This is a genomic window from Clostridium sp. 10cd* (assembly GCF_044336395.1).
Classification (GTDB): domain Bacteria; phylum Bacillota_I; class Bacilli_A; order Erysipelotrichales; family Erysipelotrichaceae; genus Clostridium_AQ; species Clostridium_AQ innocuum.
In genome coordinates, this window is the sequence record NZ_CP172347.1 from 2,264,267 (window position 1) to 2,278,272 (window position 14,006).

The 14,006-nt window shown below is 46.4% G+C and carries 13 protein-coding genes; 7 read left to right on the plus strand and 6 right to left on the minus strand.

Translation table 11 applies throughout. The features are described 5' to 3' along the window. Window positions 1–77 precede the first annotated feature (77 nt). Window positions 78–1,916, minus strand: coding sequence for a ribonuclease J1 (gene rnjA, locus ACG3M1_RS11200; RefSeq protein WP_002608816.1), 1,839 nt, complete (start codon window positions 1,914–1,916; stop codon window positions 78–80). Between the two features lie 169 nt (window positions 1,917–2,085). Next, window positions 2,086–2,640, minus strand: a complete 555-nt coding sequence (gene def / locus ACG3M1_RS11205; protein ID WP_008817411.1) for a peptide deformylase — start codon at window positions 2,638–2,640, stop codon at window positions 2,086–2,088. Window positions 2,641–2,779: 139 nt separating this feature from the next. Between def and ACG3M1_RS11210 the strand changes: the two genes are divergently transcribed. The 3 genes from ACG3M1_RS11210 to coaD all read left to right on the plus strand — a co-directional run bounded on the left by ACG3M1_RS11210 (window position 2,780) and on the right by coaD (window position 5,177). After that, window positions 2,780–4,012: an FtsW/RodA/SpoVE family cell cycle protein gene (locus tag ACG3M1_RS11210; RefSeq protein ID WP_008817410.1), complete on the plus strand. Its 1,233-nt coding sequence runs from the start codon at window positions 2,780–2,782 to the stop codon at window positions 4,010–4,012. Window positions 4,013–4,140: 128 nt separating this feature from the next. Further along, window positions 4,141–4,710 (plus strand): 16S rRNA (guanine(966)-N(2))-methyltransferase RsmD, encoded by a 570-nt coding sequence (gene rsmD / locus ACG3M1_RS11215; protein ID WP_227761503.1) that lies wholly within the window; start codon window positions 4,141–4,143, stop codon window positions 4,708–4,710. Then, a complete protein-coding gene (coaD, locus tag ACG3M1_RS11220) occupies window positions 4,707–5,177 on the plus strand; it encodes a pantetheine-phosphate adenylyltransferase (protein WP_008817408.1) in 471 nt (156 codons plus the stop codon). Before rsmD ends, coaD begins: the two co-directional genes overlap by 4 nt. 401 nt (window positions 5,178–5,578) lie before the next feature. Here the strand turns inward: coaD and ACG3M1_RS11225 are convergent, their stop codons facing one another. Then, a complete protein-coding gene (locus tag ACG3M1_RS11225) occupies window positions 5,579–7,237 on the minus strand; it encodes a hypothetical protein (RefSeq protein ID WP_009269190.1) in 1,659 nt (552 codons plus the stop codon). Between the two features lie 324 nt (window positions 7,238–7,561). On the opposite strand from ACG3M1_RS11225, the gene ACG3M1_RS11230 reads away from it, so the two are divergent. Further along, on the plus strand, window positions 7,562–8,437 hold the full coding sequence (locus ACG3M1_RS11230) for a hypothetical protein (protein ID WP_008817406.1): 876 nt from the start codon (window positions 7,562–7,564) through the stop codon (window positions 8,435–8,437). 102 nt (window positions 8,438–8,539) lie between these two features. On the opposite strand, the gene ACG3M1_RS11235 is transcribed toward ACG3M1_RS11230, so the two are convergent. From ACG3M1_RS11235 to ACG3M1_RS11245, 3 genes are all read right to left on the minus strand, one after another. Next, entirely contained in the window at window positions 8,540–8,932 is a 393-nt protein-coding gene (locus ACG3M1_RS11235; RefSeq protein ID WP_002608825.1) for an HIT family protein, read from the minus strand. A 68-nt stretch (window positions 8,933–9,000) separates the two neighbouring features. Further along, window positions 9,001–9,879, minus strand: coding sequence for a peptidyl-prolyl cis-trans isomerase (locus ACG3M1_RS11240; RefSeq protein WP_008817405.1), 879 nt, complete (start codon window positions 9,877–9,879; stop codon window positions 9,001–9,003). A gap of 13 nt (window positions 9,880–9,892) precedes the next feature. Then, window positions 9,893–10,891, minus strand: a complete 999-nt coding sequence (locus ACG3M1_RS11245; protein WP_008817404.1) for a peptidylprolyl isomerase — start codon at window positions 10,889–10,891, stop codon at window positions 9,893–9,895. Between the two features lie 280 nt (window positions 10,892–11,171). Here ACG3M1_RS11245 and sufC point away from each other — a divergent pair, with 280 nt between their 5' ends. From sufC to ACG3M1_RS11260, 3 genes are read left to right on the plus strand one after another with little or no spacing between them, the layout of a single operon-like run. Then, entirely contained in the window at window positions 11,172–11,987 is an 816-nt protein-coding gene (sufC, locus tag ACG3M1_RS11250) for a Fe-S cluster assembly ATPase SufC (RefSeq protein ID WP_009589108.1), read from the plus strand. Window position 11,988: 1 nt separating this feature from the next. Then, window positions 11,989–12,777, plus strand: a complete 789-nt coding sequence (locus ACG3M1_RS11255; protein ID WP_008817403.1) for a SufD family Fe-S cluster assembly protein — start codon at window positions 11,989–11,991, stop codon at window positions 12,775–12,777. Continuing rightward, a complete protein-coding gene (locus ACG3M1_RS11260) occupies window positions 12,770–14,002 on the plus strand; it encodes an aminotransferase class V-fold PLP-dependent enzyme (RefSeq protein WP_002608830.1) in 1,233 nt (410 codons plus the stop codon). Before ACG3M1_RS11255 ends, ACG3M1_RS11260 begins: the two co-directional genes overlap by 8 nt. Window positions 14,003–14,006: the final 4 nt, after the last annotated feature.

Here is a 14,006-nt window from a genome sequence, read left to right on the forward strand (position 1 = left end):
GCCGACACCTCATATTCCTTACTATTCTATCATAAATTGCGGTGCATTGCCATAAGAAAAGACAGTCGTTTAACTGTCTAGGATTGTGCGTTCTGCGGTTCCTTCTTTTTTGCCGGACGCTTGGTTGCTCTGGCAGCTCTGGCCTGTGCCATGGCAGCCATTGCCGTCTTGGAATTGATAATGACAGGGATGACGATTGGATTACGATGCGTCTTGTTATACAGGAACGGCTCCAGTGTCGAGCGCACACAGTTCTTCAGCTCGGAGAAGGTGGTGCGTTCCTTCATTTTCTCATTTAAAGCCGCATACACGATCTGCTCAGCTTCGCGCAGCAGACCCTGTGAATCCTTGATGAAGACAAAGCCCCGGGAAACGATGACCGGCTTGCACAGCACCTTGTTTTCCTTGGAATCTATCGCAATGATAGCAGCAACCAGACCGTTGTCAGCCAGAATGGTTCGGTCCTTTAGGACGGCTGTGGATACACCGCTGATGTCATTGCCGTCAACATATATATCATCCGCCTGAATTCGCCAGCTGCTTTCAAACACCTGATGATTGCGCAGTATCAGAACATCACCGTTTGCACAGGTGAAGATGTGATCATCCGCCAGTCCGGTTTCCTTTCCGGTTTCCTTATGCTGCACCAGCATTTTGTATTCGCCGTGAATCGGCATAAAGTATTTCGGCTTGATCAGCTGCAGCATCAGCTTCTGTTCCTCCTGAGAGGCATGTCCAGTTGTATGCAGATTGCTCAGGATGGATTTTGTCAGTACATTGGCACCGGCGCGAAACAGCTTGTTGACCACCTGATTGACGCTTGCACCGTTGCCCGGAATCGGACTGGAGGAAAAGACAACCGTATCGCCTGGAATCAGCTTGATGTAGCGGTGGGTTCCATTCGCAATCCGTGACAGGGCGGCCAAAGGCTCTCCCTGACTTCCGGTACATACGATACAGGTTTTGTTTGCCGGTGTGCGTCCCAGCTGATCCGGACTAAGGAAATGCTGCTCGCCAACCTTGATTTTGCCCATTTTGCGTCCAATCGTCACGACATTTTCCATGCTTCGTCCAAAGATGATCACCTTTCTTCCGCAGGCAACTGCAGCCTCCAGAATCTGGGATACACGGTATACATTGGAAGCGAAGGTTGCGACGATGAGCCGTCCGCTTGTTTTTTTCATCGTATCGAGAATTTCCGCTGCCACCTTTTTCTCGGAAATGGAGAAATCCTCCACACCGGAATTGGTGGAATCGCTCAGCAGCAGATCAACACCGATCTGTCCCATATACGCCATGACCTGATAATCGGAATTGGTGCCGACCGGGGTCAGGTCAAATTTGAAATCGCCGGTATGAACGATGCGTCCGTTCGGCGTGTTGATCAAAATTCCCAGAGAATCGGGAATGGAGTGTGTCGTATTGAAGAAGCCGCATGTGAAATGCTGCATCTTAACCGAGCTGCGATCATTGATTTCAATGATTTTCACACTGCGCAGCATTCTGCGCTCCTCCAGCTTTTTGTTGATCAGTGCCACTGCAAAGGCAGGGGCATAAATTGCCTCAATATCCACGCTTTTTAACAAAAACGGGATCCCGCCGATGTGATCCTCGTGACCATGGGTGATGATCAGAACCTTTCGCTTGCGGTTATTTTTTACCAGATAGTTGTAATCCGGAATGACATAGTCAACACCGAGAAGGTTTTCCTCAGGAAAACGAACACCAGAATCGATAATCAGTATCTCATTCTCGTGTTCAAAGCAGTACATATTTTTACCGACTTCGCCCAGTCCTCCCATAGCATAGATGAGAGTATCTCCGCGTTCCGTATTGATTTTATTATAACTGTTCTTTGTATTCTCCTGATTGTTTCTCGGTGCAGTGTTTCGATTATTTCGATGATTGTTATTCATAAATAACTCCTTTCTTACATACCAAATTTGAATCTGCACCTGATATCTTTTACTATTATAGCATACTTTGAAAAAAATAAACGTGTTTTGCTGCTAATTTTCCCATGTAAGCGCATGTCTTTTTCATATAGCACCTTTTCAGTCATAAGAAAATGCTCATTTCTGAGCATTATTCAATGACGATTGCTGTTGGATCCTCCCGCCATGGATCCTGTTTGTTTATGCGGTCATAAAACAACGTTCCTGAAAAATGATCGATTTCATGCTGAAGGACAATGGCCAGATAATTCTTAGCCTTTATCGTTATTTCCTGCTTTTGCAGAAGGTCATATCCCCTTACGGTGATACGCGCTGCTCTGGGTACGATACCCTCATGCTCATTTTCAACAGACAGACAGCCCTCTCCGTTTTTCAGATAAGCGCGCTGTACGGACTCGGATACGATCCGCGGGTTGACAAGCGCATATTCGTCAATTCCTTCCTCATTGGGCACAACCACAGCCAGCATTCTTTTTGGAACACCAAGCTGTATGGCAGCGATACCCACCGCAGGACGAAGATTCTCTTTCTCAGCGATTTCTGCATCCTGTGAGCTGCGGACATAGGTCAGCATGTCCTGCAGCAGTGCTTCGTCCTCAGCACCGAGGGGAAGCGTAACAGGCTCACTTTTCGTACGAACGATTGCATCTGTATCTTTTACAATATCATCATAGTTCAAACTCATATGCAAACTCCTTTTCTTACGATACTATTTTAAACGCTTTTCTCTGAGAATGGAAGTGTTTTGCGAAATTATTGTGAAAAAACATGGAATCTATGATATTATAAAAGATACATGAGAAATGAAAAGGAGAGGAATACGCATGCGAATAAAAAATGTAGTCTTAACGTTGAAGATGCCGAAAAAATTTGATTTTCTAATGCAGTTTGCCGTGCTGATTCTAATCCTGTTCGGTACCCTGATGATCGTATCCACCAATGTCGGCAATACGACGAAGGATCCCTATATCATACCAAAGGTTCTGGCAAAGCAGCTGTTTTTTATCATTGTATCCTATGTGCTGATGACCTTTTTTGCGAACAACTTCACAATGAAGCGTGCACAGAAGCTGTTTCCTGTCTTTGGTATCGGTATTATCATCGCACTGTTTTCCACACAGCTGTTTGAAGGTGTGCTGGGAAGTAAGGCATGGATTCGTATTCCGATACCCGGTCTTGGCGAAATGACGATTCAGCCGTCAGAGTTCGCAAAGGTTTATATGGTTGTCGTGATGGCGGTATTTGTAGAGCTGACGGCCCGAAGGCGCAAGTTTAAGTTTTGGACGATTGTCCGTATTCCGGTATATTTTTTCATGGTAATCGTAGCCGCTATCCTGCTGCAGAAGGATTTGGGAACTCTTTTTGTTCTGGTTCTGCTGTGTGCCATCTGTTTTCTGATACCCTCGCATATCAGCTTGCGCAAGCAGCAGCGATGGGTGCGTCTTGGATTGATCATCGGATGTATCAGCATTGTATTTATCATGAGTGAGCCTGTTATTGATTTCCTGAACGGCATCGGACCTTTGCAGCATGTTGCCGTCCGTATCGAAAATGCGCTGAATCCGTTTACGGACCCGCATAACAACGGGTATCAGCTAATCAACGGTCTGTATGGCTTTGCCCGCAGCGGCTTTACGGGAGTCGGACTGGGAAATTCCATTCAGAAATACGGTTATCTGACACAGTCGGACAATGACTTTATCCTGTCGATCATCGTTGAGGAGCTGGGGATTTTCGGACTTATGGTCGTTGTGCTTGGCTATGTGGTCATTTTGCAGCGGCTGTTCTATTATGCCTTTCACACGAAGAGTGAGGGCTATAAGGTCATACTGGTAGGAACCGCCATGTATATTTTCATTCACTTTGCACTGAATGTCGGCGGAGTGAGCGGCCTGATTCCGCTGACCGGGGTACCGCTGCTGTTTATTTCCAGCGGAGGGTCCTCCCTGATGTCCATCATGACGGCAATCGGTATTTCCCAGTCTGTCATTTCCAGAATACGAAGACAGGGCAGTGTGGCAGTCAGTGCGGCAGCCAAGCAGCTGCCGCATACATAAAAAAGAGCCCTAAGGGGTAAAGGGCTCTTTAAGAAAGGGAAGAGGAGAAACAAAGATTGGGGGGTAACAGCCGTTTTACCGGCTGCACTATTATACTTCCCCTATGCATTTGCTTTATACATGAGGAGTTGAAAAAAATGAGAATTGTTGCAGGTGAATTTCGATCCCGTGTGATTTCAGCGGTCGAAGGCAATACGACACGGCCTACAACGGATAAAATCAAGGAAGCTGTTTTCTCCCGTATCGGGCCCTATTTTGACGGAGGAAACATGCTCGATCTATTTGGCGGCAGCGGGAATATGTCTTTGGAGGCGATTTCCCGCGGTATGGAGCATGCGCTTGTTTGTGATGTCAGTCATGCAGCTGTATCAACTATTCATAAAAACGTGAAGACGCTGGATGTTGCCTCACGGGTGACCATCTGGAAAATGGATTATCGTCAGGTGCTTGCCAAGGCTTCACAGGAACAAAGAACCTTTGATCTGGTCTATCTGGATCCCCCGTACAAGAAGCAGCAGATTTTGCATATTTTGCAGTATCTCGATACGCATGATCTGGTGAATGAGCTGGGAGATATCGTCTGTGAGAGTCTGAAGGAGGATGAATTTCCTGATCAGGTAGGTGCTTTGCATAAGGTAAAGGATGTCACCTATGGAATTACCCGCATAACGTATTATCGAAAGGAGTGCATGGAATGAAAGCAGCAATCTTTCCCGGAAGCTTCGATCCTGTTACACTGGGGCATCTGGATATCATTGAGCGCGCCAGCAGATTGTTTGATCGCCTGATTGTCGTTATTCTGGAAAATTCAGAAAAACATGCCACCTTTTCCATGGAGGAGCGTTTGACATTCCTGCGCAGCAACACAGCGCATCTTTCCAATGTCGAGGTAGCCGCTGATCACGGCCTGACGGTTGATTTTGCCAGAAAGCAGGAGGCGGTTGCTATCGTGCGCGGTGTGCGGAGTGTGAAGGATTATGAATATGAGCTGGATATCGCCAGTGTGAATCAGCATATTGCGCCTGAGGTGGAAACTGTACTGTTGTACGCATCCCCGGAATTTTCCTATGTGTCCAGCTCTATCATACGGGAGCTGGTGAAATACGGACAGGATATTTCTGCTTATGTACCGAAGGATGTAATGGAGGCCTTTGTGAATAGATAAAAAGCAGGGAAGGGAAAAGCAGCGGATAAGTGTATCATTCCTAACGCTTGAATACCGGTATAAGCTGTTTTAAATTAAAGAATGAAATTCCTAATATACCGATATCAGAGAGAGACGTTTAACAGTAACGGGAAATATTGAAAATGAATGAAGAAAAGGAAGATGACGCGGCCTAAATGCCTGATCATCTTCCTTTTCATGCTTCTCAATCAGCTCCGCAACCTGCGTGTGGCTCTTTTTTTATGGCAACATGAATCTCAGTATCTGCTGGAGCTTAACAGCGTCTGCATAATCGAATGATCTCTGCCGTAAGAGAAAGAAATCCCTGTCTCGTAACGCTGCCACACCCATGTCACGTAGTTCTTTGATAGCTGCAGGGCTTCTATATGAGCTTTGAGACATCATTGGCTTGTGCCCGGTACCGCCTGTGCATCCTCTTCAACAGTGTCCGGCAGATAGTATTCATATTGTTCCAGTATCTGTGATTGCGTTAGCCTTCGATATTTTATAAAACGATAGCATAGAAGAATCACTCTTGCGGCTTCCACTGATAAGATCAGGATCAACAGCTGACACAGGGCAGTCAGAAAGCCTCTTCTTATCATTTTTATCAGTGTTGAAATCAGGTAAAGCAGAAATGCAGCAACAAAATAATTGTGTGTTTTATGCTCGGCTTCTTGAATTGCAGCTTCCAGCTTTCGCATATAGACAGGGAAGTGAAACAGCTCAATAAAGAAAAACAAGGCGCTGATCAGCCACAGAGTGGAGATGCTTTGCTGCATGAGCTGTGCGACAGCTGTCTGCAGACTGGAAGAGCATAACACGAAAATCGAAGAGGCGGTAATGAAAAGCATGTGCAGAAGTGTTTGTATATTCAAAAAGGTGAAGGCATGATAGGTAATCACCATGCTGTTTTTGGACATCCAGTTGATTGGCCGATACAGATTAGCCGGAAACAGCATACAAAGGATAAGACCTAAAATGGAGAAATCCGACAGACGTCTACGCTGCGCTGCACTTTCATACACGATTGCGCGTCTATGGATATCTGCCGGTGGAATGCCTGCATAGTCTTCCTGCGAATACGGCTCCCAGCTGCCTCGGCGAAACCGTTCTACCTGAAAGGGAACAGCTTCAAACTTCAGGCGCTGCAGAAGAATATGCAGCAGCGTAGGGTCTTGATGACGTCCCGCAGAGAAGGTGGCGATGCTTCTGTTCGCCAGAATTGCATCGAGTACCTCTTTTCGATCAAAGCCGAATTCCTCCAGGATGTCTGCGGCAGTCATCGTGGCTGCTGTATTCCGTATGGTAAGCCGCTCTTTGATATCCGCATCATCCGTAAAGGCATCCTCGTCATAGACCATTTGCTCGAATTCTACAAATTCTTCCCTTCTGCGATAAAACAGTCGGTAAGCGGTTAGAAAGCGACATCCCAAACCGGTAAGGGTGAATGCCGGAACAGCAAGCAGCACCATATACAGCAATGGCTGCAGTCGCTCGGGTAACAGCAGCTGGAGGAGGAGCATGCACAGAACAAAGATGCCCAGAGCGCGTAAGAATGTTTTCTGCAGAAGGTTCGCCGGGTGATAGCTTTCCTTTTTTATTCGATTCATAAGAAAGCATCGCATGCATGCATAGCAGGGAATACAGGCAAGCAGCACGAGCATACAGATATCCATGAGGTCTGCGGACGATGCCACATACATCAATATCATATACCCGGGTATCATCGTCAGAAAAAGGATGCCCCAATATAAACTCCTTTGTATGAGCGCTGCATGCGTATGCCATTGCAGAAGGTAATACTGTATCATGACTACAATGGATATCAAAGCGGCCAGTGTGCAGCAGCCATACATGAACAGGGTGGACAGATAGGAGGTTCTTTGCTCAGCTGCAATATATTGCAGTGTGGCAAGAAACCATGAAAGGTTTGTAACAACAAAAAAAGTGGACATTGCGGTGCATACGGCTGCCAGCAGCAGAATCGCATTTGCAGCCTGGCTGCTTTTGGTAACGGTGATATGCTGTTTTACATAGGAAGTAATAGGATCGTACATGTGAAACACTCCATTTCTTTTAAAGTTTATCATACATTTGAGAAAGAGCCAACGATGCCTGATGGTTATGTGGAAAATTCGATAAACTGAAAAAGAAGCTATACGGTATTCAGGAAGAGAAGCATGATTCCTGGACATACATGCACCTTATAGGATGATATTTTACATACCCCGAAATATGCGATGCTGTACAGCTTTTGTTATCGCCCTTTCAAGATCCGCAGGGCCTTCTTTATTTTGTAAGTAAATATTCAGATTGGGCACATAGCATTTCAGGTCAAAGCATGGTATAATTACAAGGATATTGCAGAAAGGATGAACCGTATGAGTTCGATGCATTTTCAGCCGCCGAGTCAGGATGCGGTTAAAAATAAATTTATTACGTCCATGAGCATGCTGCTCATTGTTGTTAGTCTTTATGTTACCTGCTATATGCTGTTCTTTCGCACCGTAGAGGTGGATGTGACAAAGGATGCAGGTATCGAATACAGGGGAGAGGATGGTTCCGCCAGTGTGCGGGTAATCAATCGAAACCAGAATTACAATCAGCGTATACAGGAGTTTATGGATTCCATCACCTATGAGGTGAAGCCGGCGAAAAAGCTGAAAAACGGTGATGAGCTGACCATAACCGCCCGATATGATGAAACGCTTGCCAGCCGTTACCATGTAAATCCGATTCAGACTGTTCGCAGAGTGAAGGTGAAAGATCTTCCGGAGCGGTTTGCGGATGTAAATGAAATCCCTGCTTCGTTTCTTTCTACGCTGGATGATCGAACCAGGAGCTATCTCAATAAAAATATGGAACAGATATTAAATGAGGATTTCACCTCATTCTTCATCCGTTCCCAGCCGGAGCTGGTCAATCAGAAGCAGATGTACCGTGTCTTTCTGGATGGAAAGAAATCCAGTGCAAAGGATAAAATCATCGATATTTATGCAATAACGGCAAAGGGTGAGGTCAACACCTCCAGCAAGAAGGAGACACTGGAGATGAAGGAGGATACCATTTATTATATGATTACATATAATGAAATCAATACATCCTTACGTATACTGGATGAGAACGTGTATGGAGAAAAGCTGATTATCTCCGAATCTAACGATTTGACGAAGGAAACGCAGTTTACCAGCTTTATGAAGAGCAAGTACAAGAGCGCATATGAGGTTCAGATCATGAAATCCGAAGCAAACAGCTGATATACCGGATATGGATTACATAAGGAAGTATAGTTCTTTAAACACACACAACGAAAGGCTGTCTGCACTGTTAGACAGCCTTTCATTGTGTGAAAAGCGGGGCTATTTCAGCAAGGTGCCAATCGCATCCAGATCCTGCGGGTCACTCTTGTCAAAGCGGATCACGCAGGCATCCTGCTCGCTGTAGCGGGGAATCAGGTGTACATGAAAATGCATGACGCTTTGTCCTGCCACCTCATGGATATTGCTTAATACATTCATTCCCTCGGCATGGGTACGCTCCATAATGCGTTTTGCGAGCATCTGTGCAACCTCCATGACATGCTTCATCAGCTCCGGCTCACAGCTCATGAAATTCTCTGTATGCTGCTTGGGGATTACGAGCGTATGTCCCTTTGTCACCTGTGAAATATCAAGAATGGCAAGCACGGTATCATCCTCATAGATGCGGGTTGCGGGAATTTCACCTTTTACGATACTGCAGAATATACACATAAAAATCCTTCCTTTCCTTTTTACGTATTATAGCAGAAACAGGCAAAAAGAAAAAGAGCACGAAGCTCTTAATCCTGAACGATATAGGATTCATTGGTGGATTTGATACCGTCATATATATCCTTATCGTAAACTGTGAAATCATATTTTTTCAGATAATAAGCGGTTGCGGCCGGCTCGATATCGGTAGATGCTTTCTCAACGATGCTGTTGATGGCATCCTCTTCAAAATCCTTCGGTGTTGCGTTTGTGACCTTCACAACATAGTATTTCTTGCTGGATGTATCCTCCATCACACTTTCAATCAGACCCTTTTTATTAGTGGATTTGATCTTGTCAAACACCGTTGTCGGCAATCCGCTTTTGGAGTTATAGATTTCCTCTGTTCCCTTGTAGGTGGTTGTTGATCCGTATTCCTTCACAACAGCCTTGAAATCCTTGCCGTCCTTGAGCGCCTTCAATGCATTTTCCGCTTTCTTTTTGGAATCAGCCTCCAGAATCTGTGCCTTAACAGGATAATAGCTGTCAAACATGGCTTTTTCCTTAGCTTTTACATACTTCTTGTTTAATTCCTTCTGCTGCAGTCCAGGATAGATGCTTTTTTCCTTATACTGCTCCAGATTATCAAAGCCGTACTGCTTTAGTGTGTCCTGCAAACTGTCACCATACATGCTCTTCAAGGATTTTACAGACTCCTCTGCTTCCTTTTTCATGGCGTCTGAGACTTTGATATTTTCCTTCTTGTAGATCTGTGTCTTGATCAGGCTCAGCGTTTCGTTTGCTCCTGCGCTGGTTTTGATCAGACCGTAAATATCCTCGTTGGTTATTTTGTTGCCTTCGATGGTGATCAGTGCTTCGCTTCCGTTTGAAATTCCTGCCGTGGCATCCTTACAGCCTGCCAGAGTGAACAGCATCATAGCGGCGAGCAGTGTACAAAGCTTTTTCATATCTCTCGTCCTCCTATTCCTTTACGTCCAGGATGTCCATGATCTGTTTTTTGACATCATCATTCGCATATTTGATATCCAGCTTCTTTGCAGCTTCCCACAAATACGTGTTGGACAGGTTTTCCGTACCGTTGGCAATCGCCTTGTACAGGGAATCCTTTGCCTTCTTGTCTTTTTCCAATTTCGCTTTATCCGTTTCTTCCACCTTGATCAAGTGCCAGCCGTTGTAGCTGTCATTGCTTTCCTTGACCCAGTCACTGGTTTCTTTGGCCTTCAGCTTAAAGGCGGCATTCTTGAAGCTGTCCACATAAGAGGTGTCGGAATCCATATAGCCCAGATATCCGCCATCACTCGCACTTCCGTCATCACTGTATTTTTTAGCGACATCCGCAAAGCTGTCACCCTTCTTTAATGCGTCCTCAACCTTCTGCACCTTTTCCAGTTCCTTCTTGGTCGGCTTGTTTGCATCCTCCATCTTAATCAGGATATGGGAAACCGTACGGGATTTCTTTTCCTTGTAGATTGGTGTAAACAGCTCATCCAGATGCTTGGAAATGTAGTCATTCTGCATTTTTTCCATTTTTGCCACGGTCATGCAGTAGTCATACAGCTGGTCGGAGGTAAATCCGTATTGTGCGATGTTCTGCGAAATCAGAGCCTCTGCATCGGTACCGCTGCTGGCTGCCTGACTTTCCGCACTCTGCTTGATATTGGATTCATACTCCTCCGCCGTCTTTTTCAACTCATCCGTAGTCTTGATGCTGCTGTTGATAACCTCTGCCTGAAATTTCATGAACAGCATACTTTTTCCATACGTTTTACTCAGATTTTTATACAGTTCATCGGCAGTGATATTGACATCACCCTTCAGTCCTGCAACCACATCTTTGCCATCGACACTTTTTCCGGGAAGCTTTCCCTTGTTGGTGTCATAGACGCTGAATATCGCAAAGCCGATAAAAATCAGCGCAATCAGTACGACAAACCATTGCTTTTTCAGTATCTTGATCATAATGTCCTCCTAAATGAATACCGTAATATTATAGTGTATTTGCCTTTCAAATGCAATTTTTTGGAAGTCTTTCCTGTAATTTCACACAAAAGTTCAGAAAGAAATCACATGGCATTCGGTATATGTCACAGAAAGGTTGAGTTTTGTAAAATCGGGGTTTTGCGGCTGTTTTTTATACAATTCCTATTTCTTTTGTATGAAATACAGCGAAATCAATCGTTTGAATTGTGAATTGCAGGAAAATTTGGTATGATAATAACCGGACGAAAGGATGATAATGATGAGTTGTTTACGTATTAAGGATCTGCACGTCAGTGTAGATGGAAAAGAAATTTTAAAGGGGCTGTCCCTTGATATACATAGCGGAGAAACCCATGCACTGATGGGACCCAACGGAAATGGAAAATCCACCCTGCTTGCGGCCATTATGGGCAATCCCAAGTTTCAGGTGACCGGTGGAAGCATTACACTGGATGATCAGGATGTTTTAGCCATGGAGGTAGATGAGCGCAGCAAGGCCGGTCTGTTTCTGGGAATGCAATACCCAAGCGAGGTCAGCGGTGTTACCAATTCTGATTTCCTGCGCGCTGCCATCAATGCCCGCAGGGAGCGGCCGATTCCACTGTTTTCCTTCATTCGTGAAATGGAAAAGACGATCAGGGATTTACAGATGAAGGAGGATCTTGCGCACCGCTTCCTCAATGAGGGCTTCTCCGGTGGAGAAAAGAAGCGCAATGAAATCGTCCAGATGAAGCTGTTGAAGCCGTCAATCGCCATGCTGGATGAAATTGATTCCGGACTGGACGTGGATGCTTTGAAAATCGTAGCCGAGGCTGTTGCGGCTATGCAGAGGGAACAGAATATGGGGCTTGTGATCGTATCCCATTATGCCCGCTTTTATGAATTGCTGAAGCCGACCCATGCGCATGTTCTCGTGGATGGACGCATCGTTGTCAGCGGCGGAAGCGAGCTGGTGGAGAAAATTGATCAGCAGGGCTATGACTGGATTGAACAGGAATACGATGTGCAGGTTGTCAGAGAGGAAGAAAAGAAAGTCGAGCTGCTTGGCTCCTGCGGCGCAAGCAGGGGTGCATAATATGGAATATAGCGTACACAGCGGCTTTGAAACGCTGGCTCTTTCACCCCGGAATACGGAAAAGCTGAAGCTTGTGGTGGACGAACGCATAAACGCTTCTCTGCTTGTGACATACAGTGGAACGTGGGAGTCTTTACAGGTGGAGGTTATCGCTTCTCCATACAGCTCATTAACGCTCATGCTGAAAAACGATGGCAGTGAGGATGTGGTGCTGCAGGTAAGCGGCAGTGTCCACCGTGACGCCTCCCTGACACTGGCTCTGTGTGAGCTGAATGCAGGCAATACCCAGGCCAGGGTTACCCTTGATTTATGTGAAGAGGGGGCTTTTGCCATGCTGCGCAGCGCATGCATTGCCGCAAGCCGCAAGCAGTTTCACATGCAGTGCAATCATTTGCAGGCACATACGGAGGGTCTCATGGAAAACTATGCCGTCGTGGAAGAAGGCGGACAGTATCGCATGGAGGCCACCGGAAAAATCATCAAGGGTGCCAGGGAAAGCAATTCCCATCAGAAGACAAGAGTGCTGACGATGAGTGAGCGGCACAGCAGTGAAGTGGTGCCTGTGCTGCTGATTGATGAAAATGATGTGAAGGCAAGCCATGCGACAACGCTTGGACAGCCGGATGAAAATCAGCTGTATTACCTGCAGACACGCGGGCTTTCCCGCCGGCAGGCTCTCGGTCTGCTGACCGTCGGCTATATCATGCCGATCACGGAGCTGTTTGATCAGGAAGAAGTACGTACTGCATTGAAGGACGAAATCGAAATGAAGGTGGGTCTACATGCTTGACAATGCAAATATCAGAAAAGATTTTCCTATGCTGCAGAAAACCATGCAGTCACATCCGCTCGTTTATCTGGATAGCGGGGCAACGACCTTAAAGCCCCGGCAGGTAATCGATGCGGTCGTCAACTATTATGAGAATTACGGTGCCAATGCGCACCGCGGAGATTATGATCTGAGCTATTTTGTGGATCAGGAATATGAACAGACCCGCAAGGATGTCGCAGCCTTTCTGCATGCGGCGGATGCACGGGAAATCGTTTATACAAGCGGAGCCAGCTCTGCTTTGAATCTGGTGGCATACGGCTATGGCCGCAAGTTTCTGCAACGGGGCGATATCATTTTGACCAGTGTGGCGGAGCATGCTTCGTGCGTGCTGCCGTGGATGCGTGTTGCACAGGAATGCGGAGCTGTTGTTCAGTATGTGCCGCTGGATGCGCAGGGACGCATCACCCTGGAGGCAGTTGCTTCCATGATGAATGAGCGTGTGCGTGTGGTTGCACTTGCACACATCAGCAATGTGCTTGGCTATCTGGCACCGATGCGTGAAATATGCGAGCTTGCACACCGCTATGGAGCCGTGGTTGTCGTGGACGGTGCGCAGAGTGTGCCGCATATCCCGCTGGATGTTGTCGCTATGGACTGTGATTTTCTGGCGTTCTCTGCGCACAAGATGTGCGGACCGACCGGAATCGGAATACTCTATGGCAAGCTGGAGCTGTTAGATGCCATGGATCCGCTGTATCTGGGCGGGGACAGCAATGCACGCTTTGACATGTGCGGAAATATTCAGCTGAAAAACGCACCCTATAAATTTGAGAGCGGCACACAGCCGATTGAAGGCATCTTCGGTCTGCATGCAGCCTTACAGTATATCCAAAGCATCGGACGAAAGAATATCCACGCATGGGAAATGGAGCTGCATGACTATGCGATCCGTGAGCTGCGCAGGCTGGATAATATTGAGGTATACAATCCGGATGCAGACACGGGCATCATTACCTTTAATGTAAAAAATGTATTTGCACAGGATGCGGCGACCTTCTTCAATGCGAACGGGATTGCCGTGCGCAGCGGACAGCACTGTGCCAAGCTGTTAAACAACATGCTGGATACGTCCGCAACCATCCGGGCAAGCTTTTATCTGTATACATCCTATGCGGATGTCGATCGGTTTCTGGATGTATGCCGCAGAGCAACCATGGAAGCCTGTCTGGATGTCTTTTTTTAGGAGG